Here is a 26,166-nt window from a genome sequence, read left to right as displayed (position 1 = left end):
TTTAGATTTCGCAGTCCGGGTGACCCGGCTGAATTGAGAATATATTTATTATGTTAATCAAAATGTTGACCAAAGTTTTTGGTAGCAGCAACGATCGTACTTTGCGCCGTATGCGCAAAAACGTTGATATCATCAACAAGATGGAGCCGGAATTCGAAGCGCTCTCTGATGAAGAACTGAAAGCCAAAACTGAGCTGTTCCGTGAGCGCCTGAAAAAAGGGGAATCACTCGAAAGCCTGATTCCTGAAGCTTTTGCGACGGTACGTGAAGCCAGTAAGCGTGTGTTTGGCATGCGCCACTTCGACGTGCAGCTGATTGGCGGGATGGTGCTGAATAACCGCTGTATTGCAGAGATGCGCACCGGTGAAGGTAAAACCCTGACGGCAACCCTGCCAGCCTATTTGAACGCGTTAACCGGAAAAGGCGTACACGTCGTTACCGTCAACGATTATCTGGCCCAGCGTGATGCGGAAAATAACCGCCCCCTGTTTGAGTTCCTTGGCCTGAGCGTCGGGATCAACATGTCAGGCCTGCCTTCCGTCGCCAAACGTGAAGCTTATGCCGCAGACATTACTTACGGTACCAACAACGAATACGGTTTCGACTACCTGCGTGACAACATGGCGTTCAGCCCTGACGAGCGCGTACAGCGTAAGCTGCACTATGCACTGGTGGATGAGGTTGACTCCATCCTGATTGATGAAGCCCGTACGCCATTAATCATCTCGGGTCCGGCAGAAGACAGTTCAGACCTGTACACCAAAGTGAATAAAATCATTCCTCATCTGATTCGTCAGGAAAAAGAAGACTCAGACAATTTCCAGGGCGAAGGTGACTACTGGGTTGATGAGAAAGCGCGCCAGGCACATATGAGCGAGCGCGGCCTGGTCAAAGTTGAAGAACTGCTGGTGAGCCAGGGCATCATGGTAGAAGGTGAGTCGCTTTATTCACCGACCAATATCATGCTGATGCACCACGTTACCGCTGCGCTTCGCGCCCATGCGCTGTTCACGCGTGACGTTGATTACATCGTCAAAGAGGGTGAAGTTGTCATTGTTGATGAGCACACGGGTCGTACGATGCAGGGCCGTCGTTGGTCAGATGGTCTGCATCAGGCCGTTGAAGCCAAAGAAGGCGTTGAAATTCAAAACGAAAACCAGACGCTGGCGTCAATCACCTTCCAGAATTACTTCCGCCTCTACGACAAGCTGGCAGGGATGACCGGTACGGCTGATACAGAAGCGTTTGAGTTCAGTTCCATCTACAAACTCGACACGATTGTTGTCCCGACCAACCGTCCGATGGTGCGTAAAGATCTTGCCGATCTGGTTTATATGACCGAGAAAGAGAAGATTGACGCCATCATCGAAGATATTCGTGAGCGTACGGCTAACGGGCAGCCGGTTCTGGTGGGTACGATCTCCATCGAAAAATCAGAAGTGGTATCGAACGAGCTGACACGTGCAGGCATTAAACACAACGTACTGAATGCTAAGTTTCACGCCCGCGAAGCGGATATCGTGGCGCAGGCTGGTCAACCAGGCGCGGTTACCATCGCGACAAACATGGCGGGCCGTGGTACCGATATCATGCTGGGCGGTAGCTGGCATGCGGACGTTGCCGAGCTTGAAAACCCAACCGATGCGCAAATCAACGAGATTAAAGCCGCCTGGCAGATTCGTCATGATGCGGTGCTGGCCTCTGGCGGTCTGCATATCGTGGGTACTGAGCGCCATGAATCTCGCCGTATCGATAACCAGCTGCGCGGTCGTGCAGGCCGTCAGGGTGACGCCGGTTCTTCACGCTTCTACCTGTCAATGGAAGATGCGCTGATGCGTATCTTTGCTTCGGATCGTGTTTCAAACATGATGCGCAAGCTGGGCATGAAACCGGGCGAGGCCATTGAGCATCCGTGGGTGACCAAAGCCATTGCCAACGCACAGCGTAAAGTGGAAAGCCGTAACTTCGATATTCGTAAGCAGCTGCTGGAATATGACGACGTGGCCAACGATCAGCGTCGTGCTATCTACAGCCAGCGTAATGAACTGCTGGATGTGTCCGATGTATCAGACACTATCAACAGCATTCGCGAAGACGTCTATAAATCCATTATCGACAGCTACATTCCACCTCAGTCGCTGGAAGAAATGTGGGATGTACCGGGCCTTGAAGAGCGCCTGCGTAACGACTTCGATCTGGATCTGCCGATTAGCGAATGGCTGGACAAAGAACCGGATCTGCATGAAGAGACACTGCGTGAACGTATCATGACGCACGCGGCCGAAAGTTATGCGGCAAAAGAAGAGATTGTCGGCGCAGAAATGATGCGCAACTTTGAAAAAGGCGTCATGCTGCAAACGCTGGATTCGCTGTGGAAAGAGCACTTGGCCGCAATGGATTATCTGCGTCAGGGCATCCACCTGCGTGGCTATGCGCAAAAAGATCCTAAGCAGGAATATAAGCGTGAATCTTTTGCTATGTTTGCCGCGATGCTGGAAACGCTGAAGTACGAAGTGATCAGCACGCTGAGCAAAGTCCAGGTGCGCATGCCGGAAGAGGTTGAAGCGATGGAGCAACAGCGTCGTGAAGAGGCCGAGCGTCTGGCGCAACAGCAGCATCTGAGCCACGCCAGCGAAGAAATTCTGGCGGCGGAATCTCTTGCGCAGCAGGGTGGTGAGCGCAAAGTGGGGCGTAACGATCCTTGTCCGTGCGGTTCAGGTAAAAAATACAAACAGTGTCACGGTCGTCTGGCCTGATAAGCGGTTAACGAAAAGGAGCCACTGGCTCCTTTTTTTTTACTTTTCCGCTGACCATTCGGCCCCCTGAGCGGTTAACAACCTGCTTAACATGTTTTAGAATCAGCCCTCATTCACCCACTCTTCGGGATATTTTCATGAAGCACCTGCAGGTTGCAGTCGGCATCATTCGTAATGCCAGTAAACAAATTTTCCTTGCCCAGCGTGCGGCCTCTTCCTATATGGCCAATAAATGGGAATTTCCCGGCGGCAAAATTGAAGCCGGTGAGAGCGCAGAGGAAGGGCTGGTGCGCGAACTGGCCGAAGAAACCGGGATTGAAGTGACGCAGGCGCGGGCAATTGGCACGAAAGATCACACTTACGATGACCTGCGCGTGACGCTGCACTTTTTTCTGGTGGAAGGCTGGAAAGGAGAACCCTGGGGCAAAGAAGGGCAACCACAGCGTTGGGTCGATCAACAGGCGCTGATCGCCGATGAGTTTCCTGCGGCGAATCATGAGCTGATCGCACGTCTGGTGGCGGGCGAACTTTAACAGAGTGGGGCAACAAAGCCCCACGTCTCACTCAGCGCTCTTCCTCACTCCAGTTGTCGCTGTCGTTTAAATCATCACTGCTGGGAATGCGCTTCTCTTCCGCCGCCCATTCGCCCAGATCGATCAACTGACAGCGTTTACTGCAAAATGGCCGCCACGGACTGAGTTCATCCCAGATCACCGTTTTACCGCACTGTGGACATTCCACCGTCATTATCTCTTCCTGCATGTTCACCTCTAACAACAGGCCAGTTGGAAATTCAGGCGCGCAGGCACTTTGCCGCGCTCACTGTCCAATGGCATAAAACGAATCGCAAAACGGCTTTTATGGCCTGAAACCTGAGGATACAGCGCATCCTCCATTTCCAGCTGCAGCCGCAGTAAATCAGCGCCTTCAGCATTATCCTGGTAAAACCCATTCAAACTGGTTTGTAAACGGTAGGTGCCTGACTGGCGAATCAAATCCAGCAACATCGCCAGCGTACTGTGCAGCGGGATAAGCGTTTCCATCCAGCGCGTCACCTGCGCGTCGCGCGTCGCCTGGGGCAGGTGCAGCCAGATGTGCAGGCCGGGTAAATCAAAGCTACAGCATCCGCCGGGAATGCTGAGTCGCTGGCGCACCAGGGCAATCAGACGATCTTCCCGCAGCTGCTGGCCCATTCGTGGGGCGCTGTTAAGCAAAACAGACTGCGCTTTGAGTTTGTCACGCAATGCATCGACCACGGACATATCGACACCGGGGACATCCGCCCAGGCGCGCAGTTTCGTTTGCTGGCGTTCAAGTTCTTTCAGCAACTCGGTGCGCATGTCGCCGCGCTCGAAGATATCCAGTAATTCGCCAACCAGGCGGAAAAAAGTCAGTGCCGTGGCGGTGTTTTCCAGCGGCATAATGTCATGCAGCTGGTCGATCAAAAATTCCACGCGCAGCCAGGTACGCATTTTTTCATTCAGTGGATGTTCAAACAGAACGACTGTACTCATGAGTTAATCCTGTCTCGTTGCCGCAAGCTTTAGATAAAGCTGATGAAGCTTGGCAACCTGGGGTAGCGCCTTTTCAGGTGCGCCACTGTTATCAATAATATCGTCAGCACAGTCAAGGCGCTGTTGGCGAGTGGCCTGTGCTGCAAGAATACGTTTAGCCTGCTCAAGAGAAACATTATCGCGCTGCAGCGTTCGTCTGAGCTGCGTCTCTTCGTCGGTATCGACCACCAGCACGCGATCGGCCTGGCGCTGCAGCCGGTTTTCGACCAGCAAGGGCACGACCCACAAAACATAAGGTGAGGCCGCCTGAGCTTTAAGCTGTTGCGTCCGGGCATTAATAAGCGGGTGAAGCAGCGCGTTTAACCAGTTTTTCTCATCGGGCGTCGCAAAGATGATTTCTCTAAGCCGTGAACGTTGCAAGGTTCCCTGTTCGGTCAATATCGCATCGCCATAGCGTTCGATAATGGCCTGAAGCGCTGGCGTGCCGGGTTCAACGACTTCGCGTGCAATGACATCCGCATCAATGATATCGACACCGGACGCAGCAAAATACCCGGCAATCGTACTTTTACCGCTGCCAATTCCGCCAGTCAGCGCCACGGTGTAGGGGGGATTTCTCACTCGAACTCTCTTAGTCGGTCAGTATCACGCAGGTCAACGCGTCGTTACAGGAAAAAATGCGTGCCGGATCACACTAAAAATCCGCATCTGAATGTAATGGATTGTAGCGTAAATAAAGTGAAATTCGCAGTCTTGTTGCGGCTGGAATGGCGCGTATCATGAGACAGGGAAAACCCTGATGGCGTCATGTACGGCAGTGTATAACCTCTTACCAGGACACGATGTATGCGCATTGAAGAAGATTTGAAACTGGGATTTAAAGACGTACTGATTCGCCCCAAGCGCTCCACGCTGAAAAGTCGCTCACAGGTTGAGCTGGATCGCCGATTCACCTTTAAGCATTCCGGTCTGAGCTGGAGCGGCGTCCCGGTTATCGCCGCCAATATGGATACCGTTGGCACCTTTATGATGGCTGAGGCGCTGGCAGGTTTTCATCTTTTAACGGCCGTCCATAAGCATTACAGCGTGGAAGAGTGGCGGGCCTTTGTTCAGCGCGTGCCGGGTTCAGTACTGAACTATGTCATGGTTTCAACCGGTACCTCGGATGCCGATCTCAATAAACTGATTGCGATCATGGCGATCTCCGATGCGCTACAATTTATCTGCATCGACGTCGCCAACGGCTACTCTGAACACTTTGTTGATTTCCTGAAGCGTGCCCGTGAAACGTTTCCCGGCAAGACAATCTGCGCGGGTAACGTGGTAACCGGTGAGATGGTGGAAGAGCTCATCCTGTCTGGGGCGGATATTGTCAAAGTGGGCATTGGGCCTGGCTCAGTTTGCACCACGCGAGTCAAAACTGGTGTCGGCTATCCCCAGCTTTCTGCGGTTATTGAATGTGCCGATGCAGCGCACGGTCTGAGCGGTCAGATCGTCAGCGACGGTGGCTGCAGCGTACCCGGCGATATCGCAAAAGCCTTTGGTGGTGGCGCAGACTTCGTCATGTTGGGCGGCATGCTGGCGGCGCATGATGAGTGCGAAGGTCGTATAACAGAAGAAAACGGTGAGCGTTTCATGCTGTTCTACGGCATGAGTTCAGAATCGGCCATGAAGCGTCATGCCGGTAGCGTCGCAGAATACCGCGCGGCCGAAGGCAAAACGGTGAAGCTTCCGTTACGCGGGCCGGTAGAGGAAACCCTCCGCGATATCCTTGGTGGTCTTCGTTCTGCCTGCACCTATGTTGGCGCTGAGCGTCTGAAAGAGTTAACCAAGCGCACCACCTTTATTCGGGTCGCCGAGCAGGAAAACCGAACCTTTAATCGTTAAGGTTGCCTGCTGCGTATGCAGTAAGGGCTATACAGCGCCTTTACTGCATCGCTTCTCCCAGCCCAAACACCGGCAAATACATGGCAATCACCAGCGTGCCAACGATGCCGCCAATCACCACCATCATGACAGGCTCCAGCGAGGCGGCAAGGTTATCAGCCCGCATCAGCGTTTGCCCTTCATGCCATTCAGCCAGGCGCGCCAGCATCACATCCAGTGCGCCAGCCTCTTCCCCCACGCGAATCAACTGGCTGCAGAGCGGACTAAATAAGGGATGATTGCTCAGCGCCAGATACAGGGGATTACCCTGCGCAATGTGGTTCTGTAGCAGCCTGATGGCGTCCTGCCACAGTCGCGAGGACAGGGTGACTTTCGCTGCCTCCAGTCCCTGTAGCAGCGTGAGTCCAGCCTGCTGCGTCAACTGGAGAACGCTGTAGATTTGTGTCAGCTGATTGCCCTGCCATAGCCCGCCAACGATCGGAATGTGCATCAAAACGCGCTGTTCGCGCCGCTGCCAGTTTTCAGAACGCCGCCGCCACTGTTGCCACCCTGCGACCAGCAGAATAATCAATCCACTTAGCGGGAATCCCCATGCCTGTAATCGCTCAGAGAGCCCGATCACGGCCGCAGTGAACGCAGGCAAGGGAGCATTGAAGGAAGCATACACGGAAACAAACTCCGGCAAGACGAACAGCAGCATGCCGCAGGTAACGGTCAGTGCGACGGCCAGAATAAACAGCGGATAGCGCAGCGCCTTGATCACCTTGCTCCGCAAATGTTGCTGGCGCGTTTGCTGCAGTGCCAGCTGCTCGCAGCAGACATCCAGCTGGCCCGTCAGCTCACCCACCTCCATGAGCGCCGGGTAAAGCGGGGAAAATATTTGCGGCCACTGTCGTAAGGCGCTGGAAAAAGGTTCGCCCGCTAATATCTGATGTTGTAGAGCCAGCATCAAGGCTCGCCAGGGCGTCTGCGAATGTCCTTCGGCAAGCAGGCTCAGGCTTTGTGAAAGAGGAAGGCCTGCCTTAAGCAGCGTGGCGAGCTGGCGAATCAAGTCAATTTTGTGCTGCCACTTCCAGTCTCTTCGCCGCATCACCTTTCCCCGCGTCCAGCTGACGGGCAGTAAATGACGCTGTGCCAGGTCAGAAAACAACGTCTCGCCGTCAGGCGCAAGATGGTGGCCCGTTTGCAACCTTCCGCTGCCGTCTACCGCATGCCAGCGATACACATAAAGGCTAGTCATTATCCAGTCCGACAACGCGCTGCATTTCTTCCAGGGAGGTATCCCCACGGCTGACGGCTTCAAGACCCGACGCCAGCAGGGTGCGCATGCCCTGCTGTTTTGCCAGACTCAGCAAGCCCTCAAGTGGCATTTCGGCGGCAATGGCGTTTTGTAACTTAGCCGTTATGGGCAGTAATTCAAACAAGGCCAGCCGACCAAAATAACCGGAGAAGCAGTGATCGCAGCCCGGCGCCCGCCAGGTTTGTAACGTTCCGGGCCAAAGTGAGGCGGGAAAGTGGGCAACAGCCTGTGCTGGCTTACGGCAGTGAGGGCACAAACGCCTGACCAGCCGCTGGGCAACGATCAGACGAAGTGCGGAACCCAGCAGATAACCGGGAATGCCCATTTGACGCAAGCGCGTCAGGGTTTCCGCTGTCGAGTTGGTGTGCAGGGTAGAGAGAACCAGATGACCGGTCTGAGCTGCCTTAACGGCAATCTCCGCCGTCTCGCCGTCACGTATTTCACCGACCATCATCACGTCCGGATCCTGACGTAACAGGGCGCGTAACACGCGATTAAAATCAAGGCCATACTTTGGATTAATCTGGGTCTGGTTGATACCGGGGAGAGGGATTTCAACAGGATCTTCCACGCTGCAGACATTCTTATCAGGCTGGTTGATCGCGCTCAGGCCACTGTAAAGCGTGAAGGTTTTGCCACTCCCGGTAGGGCCCGTTACCAAAATCAGCCCTTGTGGCTGCCTGAGCGCGGCGGTCAGAAGGCGTAACTGCGCGGTGGGTAATCCCAGCTTGTCCAGCGACAAGGCCGCGCCCTCACTCTGAAGCAGGCGAACGACGGCTTTTTCGCCGCCCTGAACGGGCAGGGTAGAGAGCCGAAAAGAGGCCGATTTTCCGTCAATGTCACAACTAAACTGTCCGTCCTGAGGCAGGCGCCGTTCGGCAATATCCAGACCGGCCAGAATTTTCAGTCGTGCCAGCAGCGCAGCCGGTTGTGTATCAAACTGCAGGGGGAGAGGATGCAGGACCCCGTCAATCCGCAGGCGAATACGCAGAGTGCTCTGATAAGGTTCGATATGAATATCCGATGCACGACGCAGAGTTGCCTGGCGCAAAAGCTGACTGGCCGTATCAATGGTCGATTCGCCGGGAGCTTTTTCATTGGCCACCAAAGGTTTACGCATCGATTCAAACTGTTCTATCCGGGCACGAGGCCAGCACTCCACCTCTGCCTGACACTGGCTGGCAAACTGTAATGCCTCCATCAGGCCCGCCGGGACGCTTTCAGGAACGGCAAGGCGCAAGTGTGTCGCACTGTGCTCAAGGACAATCGCCCGAAAGCGCTGGCAGATGAGCGCAATCGCATCATCAGACGTGGGCATAGGCACCTCCCCGATCGGCAAAGCGGAACTGCTCCTGACAATTATCACGTAGCGTGGTGTTAGCGCTGGTACAGGTGCGCTGCCACTGAATGCTGCCTTCATTGCTGTCCCACACAGGCAGCATTTCAACGCTCAGCCCGTTAAGGCTTTCCTGTCCTGTCAGGGTGATCGTGCCGTTCACGACGGTGACCGCTGAAACATACCGTGATGTTGTGCCTTGCGGAATCCCTCGCTGTCCGGCCTGGCAGGCGTCCGGGCCGCCGCGTTCAATGGCGCAAAGCTCAACCGCCGTTTTAAACGGCACCATCGTTTGCAGCATGTCGGTCAGCGCGGCGCGCTGCAGATAATTTTGGTAGGCGGGCAACCCAATAGCGCTGAGTATTGCCACGATGCCGACCACAATCATTAACTCGACCAGCGTGAATCCACGTTGAGAGATCATTGCATTACCTCCTGAATAAGAAGGTCGCAGTTTAAAAAGCCTGTGATGGCGTTAACAGCAGCAAAAGGAAAGAGTGGAAAAGGGCAGGCAGTAAATACAGCGGGTTACAGCAATACAGCGGTTACGCTGGAAGAAATAGCACAAAACAGGCCGTGCCAAGCGGCACGGCACAAGCTGTTATTTAGCGTCAAAGCGCATAGAAAGATCAAGGGCATGGACATGTTTAGTCAGTGCGCCGACGGAAACATAGTCCACACCGGTCTGAGCAATCTCCTGGATCGTCGTTTCGGTCACGTTGCCTGAGACTTCCAGCAGCGCACGGCCCTCGGTTATCTTCACCGCCTCGCGCATCTCATCCAGCGTGAAGTTGTCCAGCATGACGATGTCGGCCGACGCCGTAAGCGCGTCCTGTAGCTCCTTTAACGACTCAACTTCGACTTCGACCGGTACATCCGGATAGAGCCAGGAGGCTTTTTCCACGGCCTCGCGAATCGAACCACTGGCAATGATATGATTTTCTTTAATCAAAAAGGCATCTGACAGACCCAGACGGTGATTGCTGCCGCCACCGCACAGCACCGCATATTTCAAAGCTGTGCGCAGCCCTGGTAGGGTTTTGCGTGTATCCAGAAGCTGAGTCTGTGTGCCTTCCAGCAGCGCAACATAGCGACTGACTTCGGTGGCAACGCCAGACAGCGTTTGCACAAAGTTCAGGGCGGTGCGTTCGGCGGTGAGCAACAGGCGGGCAGGGCCCTCGATTTCAAACAGCAGTTGATCCGGCGTAAGCGTTTGGCCATCTTCCACGTGCCATGTCAGCGCGGTATAGGCACCCAACTGGTTGAAGACTTCCTCTACCCAGCGTTTACCACAAAAAACACCGGCTTCGCGGGTAATCACCCGGGCGTGGGCGCGACTTTCGGCGGGCAACAGTTGGGCGGTTATATCCCGTTCGCTGTCTACCTCACCGCCAAGATCTTCCTGTAATGCGCGTGCGACCGTTTCAGGAATATCATTTTCAATACGTTCAAGCAGCGCACTCCGGCGACTGTCAGGATCATAGCGACGCACAGACATAGCGTTCAGCTCCAGCAAAAGACAGATAACAGTGGGATTACCATATCCTGGATAACAAAGCGGTGCCAGCCCCGAGGGGATTTTTGTTTAGTATACTTAACAAACGGGCGAGAGTGAGGAGGGCGCGGCGCATTTTGGCGCAATAATGCCTTAGAATTCATGCTATTCTCAATTCGACTTCGCGATGAGAAATCAGTATGAAATTAGAACATGGATGGCTGACCGGTGTGCGCCAGGTACCGTCACCCCACTGTAATGAACGGCCGCACAACGAGGCGCCCTCTCTTCTGGTCATTCATAATATCAGCCTGCCGCCTGGCGAATATGGCGGGCCGTGGATCGATAAACTGTTCACGGGCACACTGCCCTCAGACGCGCATCCCTACTTTGCTGATATCGCGCATTTGCGCGTTGCAGCCCACTGCTTAATTCGTCGTGATGGCGAGATTGTGCAATATGTTCCTTTTGATCAACGCGCCTGGCATGCAGGCATATCGCAGTTTGAAGGGCGGGAAAACTGCAACGACTTTTCCATCGGTATCGAGCTGGAAGGAACGGACGTTGAGCCCTATACCGAAGCGCAATACCACGCGCTGCATCAGGTCACGCAAATTTTGTTACAGCACTATCCGATAACGCCTGCTCGCATTACCGGACACAGCGACATTGCACCGGGACGTAAAACCGATCCCGGACCGGCGTTTAACTGGCAATATTATCTGCAGCGGTTACCGCAACAAAAATCGTGATTTATCTGGAGTAACTATGACGTTATTTACCTTGTTACTGGTTTTAGGTTGGGAGCGGCTGTTTAAGCTGGGAGAGCACTGGCAACTGGATCATCGGCTTGAACCTGTTTTTCGTCGCCGTCGCCAGGTTTCCCTCATGCGCACTCTGTTGATGTTGTTGGTCGTGATGGCATTGACCGCGCTGGTGGTGTGGAGCCTGAAAGGGATTCTGTTTGGGATCCCGCAGCTTGTGTTCTGGATTGTGGTGGGATTACTGTGCATCGGTGCCGGTGTGGTGCGTCAGCATTATCATGCCTATCTGCAGGCGGCGAGTCGGGATGAGGCGGCCGCGCATCAGGCGATGGCGGCAGAACTGACCTTGATCCACGGCGTGCCGGTTGAATGCAGCGAACGCGAATTTTTACGCGAGTTACAAAACGCCCTTATCTGGATTAATTTTCGTTTCTATCTGGCGCCAATGTTCTGGTTTGTGGTGGGCGGCGCATGGGGGCCAGTTTTACTGGTCGGCTACGCCTTTTTACGGGCCTGGCAAAGCTGGTTGGCAAAACACGGTACGCCAATGGCGCGCGCGCAATCAGGCGTAGACACGCTTTTGCATCTGGTTGACTGGATCCCGGTCCGCCTGGCGGGCGTTGCCTATGCGCTGCTGGGGCATGGTGAAAAAGCGTTGCCTGCCTGGTTTGCATCATTAACCGACAGGCATCGCTCTCAATACCATGTGCTGACGACGCTGGCGCAGTTTTCACTGGCACGCGATCCTCATACCGATAAGGTTGCTACGCCACGTGTTGCGGTGGCGCTGGCAAAACGCATTTCACTGGTATTAGTGGTGGTCGTGGCGCTCTTGACCATTTACGGGACGCTGGTGTGATCCGCAGGTGGCACGCCAAAATCCGGTGTGCCATCTTCACGCCAGTAAAAATATTTCAGGCGCGTGTGGCGGTTGCCATCCCACAGTGGATCCCCTTCAATTTCCGTATAGTTGCGCGCATGGTAGACCAGCAGATCCCGCCCCGCTTCATCCTGGGTAAAACAGCTGTGCCCAGGGCCATACTGGCGGTTCTCCCAACTGGTTGAGAATACCGGCCGCGCTGACTTCTGCCAGGCCAGGGCATTAAGCGGATCGGCATCACGCGGAATCGACAGCAGGCCCATACAATAATTCTCATCCGTTGCGCTGGCGGAATAGGTAATAAAAAGCCGGTCGCCATGCACTATCGCCGCCGCCCCTTCATTAACACTAAAGCCTGCGCACTCCCATTCATATTCCGGACGGCTCAGCATGACCGGTTTACCTTTAAGCGTCCATGGGTTGCGCAGCTCCGCAAGATAGAGGTTGGAATTGCCCGGAATGCCGGGATCTTTCTGCGCCCATAAATACCAGTTTTTACCCTGATGAACGAAGTGAGTGGCGTCCAGCGAGAAGCTGTCGATATGGCTCAAAACCTGGCGTACAGGCTGCCAGCGGCCGCTGAGCGGATCCTCACCCTCGCAAACCAGCGCATACATGCGGTGCTGAAACAGCCCGTCTTTGATGTCACGCGAGGGCGCTGCGGCAAAATAGATGACCCATTGACCGTCAATGTGATGCAGCTCCGGCGCCCAAATCAGCTCGCTGAAGGGACCGATATCGGGCTTGTGCCAGATCACCACCGGCTCCGCGTGGCGTAAGTCCATTAGCGTACTGGCGCGTCGGATTTCCAGACGATCGTATTCCGGCACAGAGGCAATAAAGTAGTAGTGCTCTCTGTGGCGCAGGATAAAAGGATCGGCACGCCGTTCGATAAAGGGGTTCGGCCAGTGTTCACTCATTTCAGTGCTCCTGTCTGGATCTCGCTCAGCGTCTGGTTGCTGCCCGACTGTGCCGCGATGCGACGCAGGGCAAGATCGCGTTGGATGGTTTGCATTAAGGTACGATCCACTTTCATCAGTCGTACTACGCCCGCGGTAATCAAATAGCCGATGCCAGGAATAACGGTAAACAGCAGCACGATGCCGTTAATCGCCTGGGCGGATTGCTGCTTAGCTCCCGCATCGTAACCGTAAGCGGAGAGCAGGAACCCCACCATCGCTCCTGCTACCGCTAACCCGACCTTGAGAAAGAACAGGTTGCCTGAAAAGCTGATACCCGTGATGCGCTTGCCAGTTTTCCATTCACCGTAGTCATCCACGTCTGCCATCAGGGACCAGTGCAGGGGGGAAGGAATTTGATGCAGGATATTCAGCAGGAAGTAAGCGATAACGATTGCTACGGTGGCATGAGGATCAAGCCCGTAGAAGCCGCAGGAGAACAGGGCCAGGACAATATTGGTCCAGAAAAAGACTTTCAGCTTGCACCAGCGATCGGTCAGCACTTTGGCCAGCGTACTGCCCAGCATCATGCCCACCACGCCAAGGCTGATAAACAGCGTCGCAAAGTGCGGCGTTTGGCCCATTACCCAGGTCACGTAATACATGGTCGCCGCCATACGAATAAACCCCGGACACACGTTGCAGAGCGTGAGCAGCAGAATGCGCACCCATTGGTCATTCTTCCAGACATCGCGCAAATCGTGTTTCAGGTCATCATTTGTCGGCACGGCAGGATGAATACGTTCACGGACGTTTGCGAAACAGAACAGGAACATCGCCAGGCCGACCAGGGCCAGTACGCCCATCGCCATTTGGTAGCCGCGCGCTTTATTGTCGCCGCCAAACCACTCTGCCATGGGCAGTAAAGACAGCGAGAGAATCAGCGTGGCAATCCCCACCATCACAAAACGGTACGACTGACAGGATACACGCTCGCCAGGATCGTTAGTGATCACGCCACCCAGCGAGCAGTAGGGGATATTGATCGCGGTGTAGGTCAGGGACATGAAAAAATAGGTCACAAACGCCCAGATAACTTTGCTGTGATAGCTCCAGTCAGGCGTGGTAAACATCAGCACACTGAATATAACGTAGGGCACCGATACCCACAGCAGCCAGGGGCGAAAGCGCCCCCAGCGGCTTTGGGTTCTGTCGGCAATCGCGCCCATTATCGGATCGGTAATGGCATCCAGAATCCGGACGGAGAGTAACAGCACACCGACCAGCGCCGGGGCTAAGCCAAATACGTCGGTATAGAAATAGCTGAGAAATAACATGACGGCACCGCCAATCATGTTGCAGCCGGCATCACCCATGCCGTAACCCAGCTTTTCTCTGAACGAGAGGGTTTTACCTGTCATTAATGTTTCCTGCAGAACAATTAAACAGAAAAGAAGTATTAATGTTTAATCAGCAGGATGAGCGGCAATAAATCGTTGCGATGATGGACAAAACAGCCATGCGAGAAGAAGTGTGAACCGCGTCGGGTCTGGTGACGGCCCACCCGCTGAAAAATGGCGGCGGGTGGGCAGGGGGATCAGGCTTTTTGCGTCTTATTTTTGACGAAATAGCCAATAGCAAGAACGATCAGCCAGACAGGAATCAACCAGACGGAGATGGCCATCCCCGGCGTCATGGCCATCAGAACCAGAATGCCGGCCAGGAACACCAGGCAAATCCAGTTACCCAGCGGGTAGAGAACGGCCTTGAATCGGGTGGTTACGCCTTGCTGATTTTTCTTTTTACGGAATTTCAGGTGCGCCAGGCTAATCATCGCCCAGTTGATGACCAGGGCAGAAACGACCAGCGACATCAACAGGCCAAACGCTTCAGCCGGCATAAGAAAGTTGAGCAGTACACACAATGCCGTGGCAACGGCCGACACCAGAATACTCATCACGGGCACACCGCGACGGTCCACGTTCAGCAGCGCTTTAGGTGCATTGCCCTGCTGCGCCAGACCAAACAGCATACGGCTGTTACAGTAAACGCAGCTGTTATAGACCGACAGCGCCGCAGTCAGAATGACGACGTTCAGCGCGTTAGCCACCATCGCATCGCCCAGCTCGTGGAAAATAAACACAAACGGGCTGGTTTCTGCGGTTACGCGCGTCCACGGCATTAAAGAAAGCAGTACCGCCAGCGAACCGATATAAAAGATCAGAATACGCCACAGCACCTGATTAGTGGCTTTAGGAATCGTGGTTTCAGGATTGTCCGCTTCGGCAGCCGTAATCCCTACCAGCTCCAATCCGCCGAACGAAAACATAATAATGGCCATGACCATCACCAGTCCGCCCAGGCCGTTGGGCATAAAGCCGCCTTGCTCCCACAGGTTGCGCACGGTGGCCTGTGGACCGCCGGTACCGCTAAACAGCAGCCAGCCGCCGAACAGGATCATGGCAATAACCGCAATCACCTTAATAATGGCGAACCAGAACTCCATCTCACCAAACACTTTTACATTGGTCAGGTTAACGGCGTTGATCAGCACAAAGAAGATGGCGGCTGAGGCCCAGGTAGGAAAATCAGGCCACCAGAACTGGATATACTTGCCCACCGCGCTCAGCTCGGCCATCGCCACCAGCACATACAGGACCCAGTAGTTCCAGCCGGAGGCAAAACCGGCGAAGTTGCCCCAGTATTTGTAAGCGAAATGGCTGAAGCTGCCGGCGACCGGCTCCTCTACGACCATTTCGCCGAGTTGGCGCATGATTAAAAAAGCGATAAATCCGGCAATGGCATAGCCTAAAATAACGGCCGGGCCAGCGGATTTGATAACCGACGCACTGCCCAGAAACAGGCCGGTTCCCACTGCACCACCCAGGGCAATCAACTGAATATGGCGGTTTTTTAAACCGCGCTTCAGCGATTCGCCGTGCTGTTGTTCCATACACACCTCATGATGTTGTTATTCTTCGCCGCAGGATGCTCTGACTGTAAAGAATTAAATACACGTAAGACTGATATTTTTAGGGAATCTGACTTGCGTAATGCCGCCAGCTGTAACCTGCCGACCAGAATAGTGATAAGCGCATGGCTTTGCACCTGCTTTCGCTTTACCTGTTACGAGTTGGCTGAAAAAGAAGCAGCGGAAAAGGGGGATGTTGACGAGGTGGGTAAAAAAAGAACCTGAACGCAGCGAAAGGAAAGCGCAGCGAGCTAAATCGGTTTAACTGGGAGCTTTGTGTAATTTTAGGTAAACCCGAAAAAATTTAACATTGAGTTAACACCCTGTTTTCCACTTTTCAACTCAACAGTTAATGCAAAAGCACAGCCTTACGTCACCTTAATGTCACCGATGCCGTATAGACACAAGGTGAATACTTTGTTACTTTACGGGCTCCTTTTTTGAATTGGTATTACCAATTTACTTTATCAGACAGGCACACTAAGAAGGGAAGATGGCTTACATTAAGATTCGTCAACCCAAACTCTCCGATGCCATTGAGCAGCAACTTGAATCCCTGATTATGGAAGGGACGCTGCAGCCGGGAGAGAAGTTGCTCCCCGAGCGCGAACTCGCCAAACAATTCGATGTTTCACGTCCGTCTCTCCGTGAGGCAATCCAGCGTTTAGAAGCGAAAGGATTGTTACTACGCCGTCAGGGCGGCGGAACATTTGTACAGAAACATCTCTGGCAGAGCGTGAGCGATCCTCTCGTTGGGCTTCTTGCCGAGCATCCGGAATCGCAGTTTGACCTGTTGGAAACGCGCCACGCGTTAGAAGGCATCGCCGCTTACTATGCCGCGCTGCGCGGTACAGAAGAGGATTTACAGCGGATTCGCGACTGCCATCTTCATATTCAGCAGGCGCAGGACAGCGGCGATCTCGACGCTGAAGCAGACGCAGTAATGAAGTATCAGATCGCTGTCACAGAAGCAGCCCATAATGTCGTGCTTTTGCATTTGCTACGATCAATGGGACCTATGCTGGAACAGAACGTTCGACAGAATTTTGAATTGCTCTACTCGCGCCGGGAAATGCTGGCGAAAGTGAGCGGTCACCGCGCCAGAATTTTCGAGGCGATTGTGGCTCGTGAGCCGGAACAAGCACGCGAGGCTTCACACCGTCACCTGGCGTTCATTGAGGAAATCTTGCTGGACAGAAGTCGGGAGCAGAGCCGTCGAGAACGCTCCCTGCGTCGTTTACAGCAACGTAAGGAATAACGTGCGGCAAAGATCGTGCGAACATGTGCGACGAGCCTGTCTCCCTGACGTTAACAGGCTCCCGATTTTTCAACGTATTAGACACAGATAAGGAATACCCCCATGTCAGAACGTTTACACAATGACGTGGATCCGATTGAAACTCGTGACTGGCTACAGGCGATCGAATCGGTCATCCGTGAAGAAGGTGTTGAACGTGCACAGTATCTGATTGATCAGGTGCTGAGTGCAGCCCGCAAAGGCGGTGTGAAAGTTGCTGGCGGTGCTGCCGCAATCAGTAACTACATCAACTCTATTGCCGTTGAAGATGAACCGGATTATCCGGGCAACACCTCACTTGAACGTCGTATCCGTTCCGCCATTCGCTGGAACGCCATCATGTCGGTGCTGCGCGCATCGAAGAAAGATCTGGAACTTGGCGGCCACATGTCCTCCTTCCAGTCTTCTGCCACCATCTATGAAGTGTGTTTTAACCACTTCTTCCGCGCGCGCAGTGAAAAAGACGGCGGCGATCTGGTGTACTTCCAGGGCCACATTTCTCCGGGTATCTATGCCCGTGCTTTCCTGGAAGGTCGTCTGACTGAAGAGCAGATGAATAACTTCCGTCAGGAAGTGGATGGCAAAGGCCTGTCCTCTTATCCGCATCCAAAACTGATGCCGGAATTCTGGCAGTTCCCGACCGTCTCCATGGGTCTGGGCCCACTCAATGCCATCTACCAGGCTAAATTCCTGAAATATCTGGAACACCGTGGTCTGAAAGATACCTCCGGTCAGACCGTTTACGCTTTCCTGGGCGACGGCGAGATGGATGAGCCAGAATCCAAAGGTGCGATCACCATCGCCACCCGTGAAAAACTGGATAATCTGGTTTTCATCATCAACTGTAACCTGCAGCGTCTGGATGGACCGGTCACCGGTAACGGTAAGATCATCAACGAGCTGGAAGGCATTTTTGCCGGTGCTGGCTGGGAAGTGATCAAGGTTATCTGGGGCGGTCGTTGGGATGAACTGCTGCGTAATGACACCAGCGGTAAACTGATCCAGCTGATGAACGAAACCGTTGACGGCGACTACCAGACGTTTAAGTCACGTGATGGTGCCTATGTGCGTGAGCACTTCTTCGGCAAATATCCGGAAACCGCTGCCCTGGTGAAAGACTGGTCAGATGATGAAATCTGGGCACTGAACCGTGGTGGTCACGATCCGAAGAAGATCTATGCGGCACTGAAAAAAGCGCAGGATACCAAAGGCAAGCCGGTTCTGATCCTGGCCCATACCATTAAAGGTTATGGTATGGGCGACACCGCCGAAGGTAAGAACATCGCGCACCAGGTGAAGAAGATGAACATGGATGGCGTTCGCTACATCCGCGATCGCTTCAACGTGCCGGTCGAAGACGACAAGATCGAATCTCTGCCTTACATCACCTTCGATAAAGGCTCTGAAGAGTACAACTATCTGCACGGCCAGCGTGAGAAGTTAGGCGGTTACCTGCCATCACGTCAGCCGAAGTTCACTGAAAAGCTGGAAATGCCAGCGCTGGAAGAGTTCAGTGCGCTGCTGGAAGAGCAGAACAAAGAAATCTCGACCACCATCGCGTTCGTGCGTGCACTGAATGTGATGCTGAAGAACAAATCGATCAAAGATCGCCTGGTGCCTATCCTTGCGGATGAAGCCCGTACTTTCGGTATGGAAGGCCTGTTCCGTCAGATTGGTATCTACAGCCCGAACGGTCAGCAGTACACACCGCAGGACCGTGAGCAGGTGGCTTACTATAAAGAAGACGAGAAAGGTCAGATTCTGCAGGAAGGGATTAACGAGCTGGGCGCAGGATCATCCTGGCTGGCGGCGGCAACCTCTTACAGCACCAACAACCTGCCGATGATTCCGTTCTACATCTATTATTCGATGTTCGGATTCCAGCGTATTGGCGATCTGATGTGGCTGGCGGGCGACCAACAGGCGCGGGGCTTCCTGGTCGGCGGTACATCAGGCCGTACCACCCTGAACGGCGAAGGTTTGCAGCATGAAGATGGCCACAGCCATATTCAGTCACTGACGATCCCTAACTGTATCTCCTACGATCCGTCGTATGCCTACGAAGTGGCAGTCATCATGCATGACGGTCTGGTTCGTATGTACGGCGAAGCGCAGGAAAATATTTATTACTACATCACCACGCTGAACGAAAACTACCACATGCCAGCGATGCCGAAAGGTGCCGAGGAAGGTATCCGTAAAGGTATCTACAAGCTGGAAACCGTTGAGGGTAGCAAAGGTAAAGTTCAGCTCTTGGGTTCAGGCTCTATCCTGCGTCACGTGCGTGAAGCTGCCCAGATTCTGGCGACCGATTACGGCATTGGTTCAGACGTTTACAGCGTCACCTCGTTCACCGAGCTGGCCCGCGATGGTCAGGACTGTGAGCGCTGGAACATGCTGCATCCAACGGAAGCCCCACGCGTGCCTTACATCGCTCAGGTGATGAACGAAGCGCCAGCCGTGGCCTCCACCGACTACATGAAGCTGTTCGCTGAGCAGGTTCGCAGCTATGTGCCTTCAAGCGATTACCGCGTGCTGGGTACGGATGGCTTTGGCCGCTCTGACAGTCGTGAAAATCTGCGTCACCACTTTGAAGTGGATGCATCTTACGTTGTGGTTGCCGCGCTGGGTGAACTGGCTAAACGTGGCGAAATCGATAAGAAAGTCGTGGCGGATGCGATCGTGAAGTTCAAGATCGATGCCGATAAAGTTAACCCGCGTCTGGCTTAAGAGGTAACAGAGTAATGGCTATTGAAATCAAGGTACCAGATATCGGGTCAGACGAAGTTGAAGTCACCGAAATTCTGGTCAAGGTTGGCGACAAGGTGGAAGCCGAGCAGTCGCTGATCACCGTGGAAGGCGATAAAGCCTCTATGGAAGTTCCCTCGCCGCAGGCTGGCGTGGTGAAAGAGATCAAAATCGCAACCGGTGACAAAGTGGAAACCGGTTCGCTGATCATGATGTTTGATGCTGAAGGCGCTGCGGAAGCAGCCCCTGCCGCCGCCGAAGAGAAGAAAGCGGACGCGGCGCCTGCGCCAGCCGCTGCTGCGGCCACTGCCAGCAAAGAAGTTGCTGTGCCGGATATCGGCGGTGACGAAGTTGAAGTCACTGAGATTCTGGTTAAGGTTGGCGATAAAGTCGAAGCCGAGCAGTCACTTATTGTCGTCGAAGGTGACAAAGCGTCAATGGAAGTTCCGGCTCCGTTCGCGGGTGTGGTCAAAGAGATCACCATTGCGACCGGCGACAAAGTCAGCACCGGTTCAGCCATCATGGTCTTTGAAGCAGAAGGTGCAGCACCGGCCTCTGATGCGAAGCCAGAAGTGAAAGAAGAAGCGGCATCGGCACCTGCCGCGGCTGCGGGCGCAAAAGACGTTAACGTTCCGGATATCGGGGGAGACGAAGTTGAAGTCACCGAGATCCTCGTTAAGGTTGGCGACAAGGTGGAAGCCGAGCAGTCACTGATCGTTGTTGAAGGCGACAAAGCCTCTATGGAAGTGCCAGCACCGTTTGCGGGTATCGTCAAAGAGCTGAAAGTCGCGACGGGCGATAAAGTCAGCACCGGCTCACTGATTATGGTCTTCGAAGTTGAAGGTGCTGCTCCGGCTGCCCCTGCGGCTGCGAAACAGGAAGCCGCACCGGCGCCTGCTGCCAAATCTGAAGCGAAAGCCGCAGCAGTACCTGCCGCCGCTAAAACAGAGAGCAAAGGTGAGTTCGCAGAGAACGACGCTTACGTTCACGCTACCCCGGTCATTCGTCGTCTGGCGCGTGAATTTGGCGTTAACCTGGCCAAAGTTAAAGGCACAGGCCGTAAAGGTCGTATTCTGAAAGAAGACGTTCAGGCTTACGTTAAAGATGCCGTGAAACGCGCAGAAGCCGCGCCAGCCGCCGCCAGCGGTGGCGGCCTGCCGGGCATGCTGCCATGGCCAAAAGTTGACTTCAGTAAGTTTGGTGAAGTTGAAGAAGTGGAGCTGGGCCGTATCCAGAAAATCTCGGGTGCGAACCTGAGCCGTAACTGGGTCATGATCCCACACGTTACGCACTTCGACAAAACCGATATTACCGAGCTTGAAGCTTTCCGTAAGCAGCAGAACGCCGAAGCGGAGAAGCGTAAGCTGGACGTGAAATACACGCCAGTGGTCTTCATCATGAAAGCGGTGGCGGCGGCGCTTGAGCAGATGCCACGCTTTAACAGCTCACTGTCTGAAGATGCGCAGAAGCTGACGTTGAAAAAGTACATCAACATCGGTGTGGCGGTGGATACGCCAAACGGCCTGGTGGTTCCGGTCTTTAAAGACGTGAACAAGAAGGGCATCACAGAACTGTCTCGTGAACTGATGGCGATCTCTAAAAAGGCGCGCGATGGCAAACTAACCGCAGGCGACATGCAGGGCGGCTGTTTCACCATCTCCAGCCTTGGCGGCCTGGGCACCACCCACTTTGCGCCGATTGTTAACGCGCCAGAAGTGGCCATCCTTGGTGTGTCAAAGTCAGCGATGGAGCCAGTGTGGAACGGTAAAGAGTTTGCACCACGTCTGATGATGCCAATCTCTCTGTCCTTCGATCACCGCGTTATCGACGGTGCAGATGGCGCACGTTTCATTACCATTATTGGCAATATGCTGTCAGACATTCGTCGTCTGGTTATGTAAAAAGCGCAAAAGGCCGGCAAATGCCGGCCTTTTTGTAACATTCAGGGCACCGCGGTTGGCAGTTTATTAACAATTCTGTAAACTCTTGCGGTGAACATGTCCCGGTGGAATAAGGACATCATGAGCCTATTCCATTAGGCATAATTGGCGCAGTCAGCTTGCGTACCTGCCACGCAAACCCGTCAACGGTAGGGTGGTAGCAACATACGCAATATGGCCAGTTAACTAGCCTAATGGGATAGGCTCAGCGTCTGACCCGCCGGAAATCCAATAAGAGGTCATGATGAGTACAGAGATTAAAACTCAGGTCGTGGTACTTGGGGCAGGTCCTGCAGGTTACTCTGCAGCTTTTCGTTGCGCTGACTTAGGTCTGGAAACCGTACTGGTTGAGCGCTACAGCACCCTCGGCGGTGTCTGTCTTAACGTAGGCTGTATCCCGTCTAAAGCGCTACTGCACGTTGCCAAAGTGATTGAAGAAGCGAAAGCGCTGGAAGAACACGGCATTGTGTTTGGTCAGCCGCAAACGGATATCAACAAAATCCGCAGCTGGAAAGAGAAGGTGATTAACCAGCTGACTGGCGGTCTGTCAGGCATGGCAAAAGGTCGTAAAGTCAAGGTTGTTAACGGCCTGGGCAAATTTACCGGTGCGAATACGCTGGTGGTTGAAGGTGAAGGTGGTGCAACCACCATTAACTTCGACAACGCCATTATCGCTGCGGGCTCACGCCCAATCGAGCTGCCGTTCATTCCTCATGAAGATCCTCGCGTGTGGGATTCAACCGATGCGCTGGAACTGAAAGAAGTGCCTAAACGTCTGCTGGTCATGGGCGGCGGTATTATCGGTCTGGAAATGGCGACGGTTTACCATGCGCTGGGTTCAGAGATCGACGTGGTTGAAATGTTCGACCAGGTTATCCCGGCTGCCGATAAAGACGTGGTGAAAGTCTTCACCAAACGTATCAGCAAGAAATTCAACCTGATGCTGGAAACTAAGGTGACCGCCGTTGAAGCAAAAGACGACGGTATCTATGTTTCAATGGAAGGTAAAAAAGCGCCAGGCGAAGCCCAGCGTTATGATGCGGTTCTGGTGGCAATTGGTCGCGTGCCAAACGGTAAGGGCATGGATGCAGATAAAGCCGGCGTTGAGGTTGACGACCGTGGCTTTATCCGCGTTGACAAACAAATGCGCACCAACGTGCCGCACATCTACGCTATCGGCGATATCGTCGGGCAGCCGATGCTGGCGCATAAAGGCGTGCATGAAGGCCACGTTGCGGCAGAAGTCATTTCAGGTCTGAAGCACTACTTCGATCCGAAAGTGATTCCGTCCATTGCCTATACTGAACCAGAAGTTGCCTGGGTTGGTCTGACCGAGAAAGAAGCGAAAGAGAAAGGCATCAGCTATGAAACTGCCACATTCCCGTGGGCAGCATCCGGCCGTGCTATTGCTTCTGACTGCGCAGACGGTATCACCAAACTGATTTTCGACAAAGAAACCCATCGCGTTATCGGTGGCGCCATCGTCGGTACTAACGGCGGTGAGCTGCTGGGCGAAATTGGTCTGGCCATTGAAATGGGCTGTGATGCAGAAGACATCGCATTGACCATCCATGCGCACCCGACCCTGCATGAGTCAGTAGGCCTGGCCGCTGAAATCTTTGAAGGCAGCATCACCGATCTGCCTAACGCGAAAGCGAAAAAGAAATAATTTTCAGAACTGAAATAGCGGCCCCTTATGGGGCCGTTTTTTTATGGCTTAGATTCAATCGGATAATGAAAGGAATAAAAGAAAGGGCGCCTGTGCTAACACCTTTACACGGGCAAAAATGGCGTAGTCAATCCCGCCATTAACGCATTTTTTACTGTCTGGTTTCGTTATTCAAGACAGCCGAAAGTTCAGTACTCATTATTCTGAGGCGAAGTTCACATAATGAACGTCAATTTGATAAACGTAATCCTAAGAGCATTGACCCGCTGATAACAAGCGAACCGTATTTCGACTTGATGGTGGCACCTCTCTTGATTTTTATCGTGAGAGGGGTTAGGGCTTGCAGTGTTGAGGTATCAGGGTTTCCCCGCTCGCACGCGTTAAAATTATTGTGAGCGGTTCCTGCCTCTTTCCACCTCAGATTTTCACGTCAGGCAGAATGATTCATGAGCCCAACCGCAGTCTGCGCATGTATTATTTCAGAGTCTCTTTATATTTTATTGGATTATTTAGTGAACCATTAATAAGATCGTCAGAGGTTAATACGTCCTGATTAAAAAGGTTTTATATTTACTTTTTGGCGCCTTTTTAATTTTTTTAACGCGAGATCGCGTTGTTATTCAATTTTTATGATTGCCTGCTTCGTTATTATTAAGGCGTAGCCAGTCAATAAAATGCCGCAACGGCGCAGAGACATAACGCCTGCCAGGATAATACAGCCAGAAGCCATCTGCATGTTGGGTAAAGCCACTGAGCAGTTCAACGAGTGCGCCGCGCTGCAGATGGGCGCTGACCACGGCTTCCTGTAAGAAGGCGATCCCTGCCCCTGAAAGGGCGGCCTGCAAAATCCGCTCGTTGTTATCCAGCACCAGCGGGCCACTGACCGCAACCTCCTGCCTTTGCCCCGCGTGCCAGAATTCCCAGCGATAGCGTCGGCCACTGGGGAAGCGGCGTTCGATGCAGGGAAATGCAAGCAGTTCATCCGGCGTTTGTGGTGCGCCATGACGTTCGATTAAGGCCGGGCTTGCGACAACCAGAGTGCGCATTGCCGGGCCAAAGGGCAGGGCAATCATATCCTGTGCCAGCACATCGCCATAGCGAATGCCTGCATCAAAACCCGCTTCCAGAATATCGACCAGCGCATCATTACTGTCAATTTCCAGCGTGATTTCCGGATAGCGCTGGATAAACGGCAGAATCAAGCTTTCAAAGAACAGTGTTTCAGCAGAACGCGGCATATTGAGTTTCAGCTTGCCGTGTGGACGCGCCCGCCAGTCATTAAGTTCATCCACGGCCTGAGAGAGTTCGACCAGCGCGGGTTGAATACGCTGGAGAAAATGCGCGCCCGCTTCGGTCAGGGAAACGTTGCGAGTGGTGCGGTTAAGCAGCCTCACGCCGAGCCGCTGCTCGAAATGGCGCATTGCATGGCTGAGTGCCGAGGGCGTGACGTTACGCGCCTGCGCGGCTTTGCGAAAGCTACGATGGTGCGCAATCGCACAAAACATTTCCAGTTCCTGAAGCGTTGCCCGGTATAGCGTCATTGATGAGTTTTTCTCACTGAATTAGAAAATTAAGCACAATTGTTGTTGCGATTGATGAGGATTATAACAATAACATCGCAATAATGAGGAAGATGTCATGCAACAACGTCAATTAGGTAATCAGGGTTTACAGGTATCGGCACTCGGGCTGGGCTGCATGGGCATGACCTTCGCCTATGGCAACACGGATGAGTCGCAGGCATTGAATACGCTCTCCCGCGCATTTGAACTGGGCATTAATTTTCTGGATACCGCTGAGATCTACGGGCCCTTCACAAACGAAGCGCTGATTGCAAAAGCCCTTAAAGGCCGCCGTGATAGCGTGACCGTTGCGACGAAATTTGGTTTTAGCATTAGCGGTGCCGGTCAGGGCTGGGAGAACATGACCGGTGTGAACAGTCAGCCACAGCATATTCGCGAGGCAGTAGAAGGATCTTTGACGCGTCTCGGCACCGATCATATTGACCTGCTTTATCAACATCGTTTCGATCCCGCGGTGCCGATCGAAGACGTGGTGGGCACGATGGCAGATTTAATTAATGAGGGAAAAGTGCGCTACCTCGGCCTGTCGGAAGTGTCTGCCGCCACGCTGCGCCGTGCCTGTGCCGTACATCCGATTTCGGCCTTACAAAGCGAGTACTCACTTTGGACTCGCGACCCCGAGCAGGGCATTCTTGCTACCTGCCGCGAACTTAACGTCGGTTTCGTGCCATACAGCCCTCTGGGCCGCGGTTTTCTGACCGGTAAGCTGGCAGCGGTGACCGACCTTGATCCGCATGATTTCCGCCGTGGCTTGCCGCGTTTCCAGCAGCAGTCACAGCAACATAACCAAAAGTTAGTGGATCAACTGATGGAGATGGCGCGGGGTTATGGTATTTCTGCGGCTCAACTGGCACTGGCGTGGGTTTTAGCGAAGGGTGAGGATATCGTGCCTATTCCGGGAGCAAGCAAAGTCCACCATCTGGAAGAAAACTGTGCCGCCGCGTCAGTTGCGCTGAAAAAGGTCGACATCGACATGCTGGATACTGTGTTTGCCCCGGAAAACATTCGCGGTGAGCGCTACGCCAATGCAGAATACGGTATGATCGACCGCTAAACGTAATCGGGTATGACTGTGTTAGCAGGCGGGGCTTTACGCCCTGCTTTTTTTCCGTTTACACCGGATTAGT

The 26,166-nt window shown here is 53.6% G+C and carries 21 protein-coding genes; 10 read left to right on the top strand and 11 right to left on the bottom strand.

Features of this window, described 5'->3' with window-relative positions; genetic code table 11:
* Positions 1 to 50 precede the first annotated feature (50 nt).
* Positions 51 to 2,756 carry a preprotein translocase subunit SecA gene (secA, locus tag AAIE03_RS14300; protein ID WP_028714819.1) on the top strand — a complete coding sequence of 902 codons (2,706 nt, stop codon included), beginning with the start codon at positions 51 to 53 and terminating at the stop codon, positions 2,754 to 2,756.
* 137 nt (positions 2,757 to 2,893) lie between these two features.
* A complete protein-coding gene (gene mutT, locus AAIE03_RS14295) occupies positions 2,894 to 3,289 on the top strand; it encodes an 8-oxo-dGTP diphosphatase MutT (RefSeq protein ID WP_013024622.1) in 396 nt (131 codons plus the stop codon).
* Positions 3,290 to 3,320: 31 nt separating this feature from the next.
* Here the strand turns inward: mutT and yacG are convergent, their stop codons facing one another.
* The 3 genes from yacG to coaE are packed head-to-tail and all read right to left on the bottom strand — an operon-like array spanning position 3,321 to position 4,891.
* Positions 3,321 to 3,518, bottom strand: a complete 198-nt coding sequence (yacG, locus tag AAIE03_RS14290; RefSeq protein WP_014606584.1) for a DNA gyrase inhibitor YacG — start codon at positions 3,516 to 3,518, stop codon at positions 3,321 to 3,323.
* A gap of 8 nt (positions 3,519 to 3,526) precedes the next feature.
* Complete coding sequence (zapD, locus tag AAIE03_RS14285) at positions 3,527 to 4,270, bottom strand: cell division protein ZapD (RefSeq protein WP_498563056.1); 744 nt, start codon at positions 4,268 to 4,270, stop codon at positions 3,527 to 3,529.
* A 3-nt stretch (positions 4,271 to 4,273) separates the two neighbouring features.
* On the bottom strand, positions 4,274 to 4,891 hold the full coding sequence (gene coaE / locus AAIE03_RS14280; RefSeq protein WP_014606583.1) for a dephospho-CoA kinase: 618 nt from the start codon (positions 4,889 to 4,891) through the stop codon (positions 4,274 to 4,276).
* A 225-nt stretch (positions 4,892 to 5,116) separates the two neighbouring features.
* Between coaE and AAIE03_RS14275 the strand changes: the two genes are divergently transcribed.
* The gene (locus AAIE03_RS14275) at positions 5,117 to 6,157 is read left to right on the top strand and encodes a GMP reductase (protein ID WP_013024626.1); all 1,041 of its coding nucleotides are present in this window, start codon (positions 5,117 to 5,119) and stop codon (positions 6,155 to 6,157) included.
* A 40-nt stretch (positions 6,158 to 6,197) separates the two neighbouring features.
* On the opposite strand, the gene hofC is transcribed toward AAIE03_RS14275, so the two are convergent.
* From hofC to nadC, 4 genes are all read right to left on the bottom strand, one after another.
* The gene (gene hofC, locus AAIE03_RS14270) at positions 6,198 to 7,397 is read right to left on the bottom strand and encodes a protein transport protein HofC (RefSeq protein ID WP_498563055.1); all 1,200 of its coding nucleotides are present in this window, start codon (positions 7,395 to 7,397) and stop codon (positions 6,198 to 6,200) included.
* Positions 7,390 to 8,775, bottom strand: coding sequence for a type II secretion system protein GspE (gene gspE / locus AAIE03_RS14265; protein WP_026021064.1), 1,386 nt, complete (start codon positions 8,773 to 8,775; stop codon positions 7,390 to 7,392). The genes hofC and gspE overlap by 8 nt, the downstream gene beginning before the upstream one ends.
* Positions 8,762 to 9,217: a prepilin peptidase-dependent pilin gene (ppdD, locus tag AAIE03_RS14260; RefSeq protein ID WP_014606580.1), complete on the bottom strand. Its 456-nt coding sequence runs from the start codon at positions 9,215 to 9,217 to the stop codon at positions 8,762 to 8,764. The genes gspE and ppdD overlap by 14 nt, the downstream gene beginning before the upstream one ends.
* Before the next feature lie 177 nt (positions 9,218 to 9,394).
* Positions 9,395 to 10,291, bottom strand: coding sequence for a carboxylating nicotinate-nucleotide diphosphorylase (nadC, locus tag AAIE03_RS14255; RefSeq protein WP_019106426.1), 897 nt, complete (start codon positions 10,289 to 10,291; stop codon positions 9,395 to 9,397).
* 197 nt (positions 10,292 to 10,488) lie between these two features.
* Here nadC and ampD point away from each other — a divergent pair, with 197 nt between their 5' ends.
* Both ampD and ampE read left to right on the top strand, forming a co-directional pair.
* On the top strand, positions 10,489 to 11,040 hold the full coding sequence (ampD, locus tag AAIE03_RS14250; protein ID WP_014592923.1) for a 1,6-anhydro-N-acetylmuramyl-L-alanine amidase AmpD: 552 nt from the start codon (positions 10,489 to 10,491) through the stop codon (positions 11,038 to 11,040).
* 16 nt (positions 11,041 to 11,056) lie between these two features.
* Positions 11,057 to 11,911 carry a beta-lactamase regulator AmpE gene (ampE, locus tag AAIE03_RS14245; RefSeq protein ID WP_013024632.1) on the top strand — a complete coding sequence of 285 codons (855 nt, stop codon included), beginning with the start codon at positions 11,057 to 11,059 and terminating at the stop codon, positions 11,909 to 11,911.
* On the opposite strand, the gene AAIE03_RS14240 is transcribed toward ampE, so the two are convergent.
* The 3 genes from AAIE03_RS14240 to aroP all read right to left on the bottom strand — a co-directional run bounded on the left by AAIE03_RS14240 (position 11,893) and on the right by aroP (position 15,784).
* Complete coding sequence (locus AAIE03_RS14240) at positions 11,893 to 12,852, bottom strand: glycoside hydrolase family 43 protein (protein WP_014606578.1); 960 nt, start codon at positions 12,850 to 12,852, stop codon at positions 11,893 to 11,895. The genes ampE and AAIE03_RS14240 overlap by 19 nt on opposite strands.
* Positions 12,849 to 14,252, bottom strand: a complete 1,404-nt coding sequence (locus AAIE03_RS14235) for a glycoside-pentoside-hexuronide (GPH):cation symporter (protein ID WP_014592926.1) — start codon at positions 14,250 to 14,252, stop codon at positions 12,849 to 12,851. The genes AAIE03_RS14240 and AAIE03_RS14235 overlap by 4 nt, the downstream gene beginning before the upstream one ends.
* Before the next feature lie 176 nt (positions 14,253 to 14,428).
* Positions 14,429 to 15,784, bottom strand: coding sequence for an aromatic amino acid transporter AroP (gene aroP / locus AAIE03_RS14230; protein ID WP_014592927.1), 1,356 nt, complete (start codon positions 15,782 to 15,784; stop codon positions 14,429 to 14,431).
* A 511-nt stretch (positions 15,785 to 16,295) separates the two neighbouring features.
* On the opposite strand from aroP, the gene pdhR reads away from it, so the two are divergent.
* From pdhR to lpdA, 4 genes are all read left to right on the top strand, one after another.
* Entirely contained in the window at positions 16,296 to 17,060 is a 765-nt protein-coding gene (gene pdhR / locus AAIE03_RS14225) for a pyruvate dehydrogenase complex transcriptional repressor PdhR (protein WP_013024636.1), read from the top strand.
* A 102-nt stretch (positions 17,061 to 17,162) separates the two neighbouring features.
* Complete coding sequence (gene aceE, locus AAIE03_RS14220; protein WP_014592928.1) at positions 17,163 to 19,829, top strand: pyruvate dehydrogenase (acetyl-transferring), homodimeric type; 2,667 nt, start codon at positions 17,163 to 17,165, stop codon at positions 19,827 to 19,829.
* 14 nt (positions 19,830 to 19,843) lie between these two features.
* Entirely contained in the window at positions 19,844 to 21,748 is a 1,905-nt protein-coding gene (gene aceF / locus AAIE03_RS14215; protein ID WP_498563054.1) for a pyruvate dehydrogenase complex dihydrolipoyllysine-residue acetyltransferase, read from the top strand.
* 283 nt (positions 21,749 to 22,031) lie between these two features.
* Positions 22,032 to 23,456, top strand: a complete 1,425-nt coding sequence (lpdA, locus tag AAIE03_RS14210; protein WP_014606575.1) for a dihydrolipoyl dehydrogenase — start codon at positions 22,032 to 22,034, stop codon at positions 23,454 to 23,456.
* A gap of 620 nt (positions 23,457 to 24,076) precedes the next feature.
* Here lpdA and AAIE03_RS14205 read toward each other — a convergent pair.
* A complete protein-coding gene (locus AAIE03_RS14205; protein WP_028714821.1) occupies positions 24,077 to 24,997 on the bottom strand; it encodes a LysR family transcriptional regulator in 921 nt (306 codons plus the stop codon).
* 97 nt (positions 24,998 to 25,094) lie between these two features.
* On the opposite strand from AAIE03_RS14205, the gene AAIE03_RS14200 reads away from it, so the two are divergent.
* Positions 25,095 to 26,093: an aldo/keto reductase gene (locus AAIE03_RS14200; protein WP_013024641.1), complete on the top strand. Its 999-nt coding sequence runs from the start codon at positions 25,095 to 25,097 to the stop codon at positions 26,091 to 26,093.
* Positions 26,094 to 26,166 lie beyond the last annotated feature (73 nt).

The sequence above is a fragment of the Pantoea sp. Ae19-2 genome (assembly GCF_059801205.1).
The sequence above is the reverse complement of the archived record's forward strand: the minus strand, read 5'-3'. Positions and strand labels throughout refer to the sequence as shown.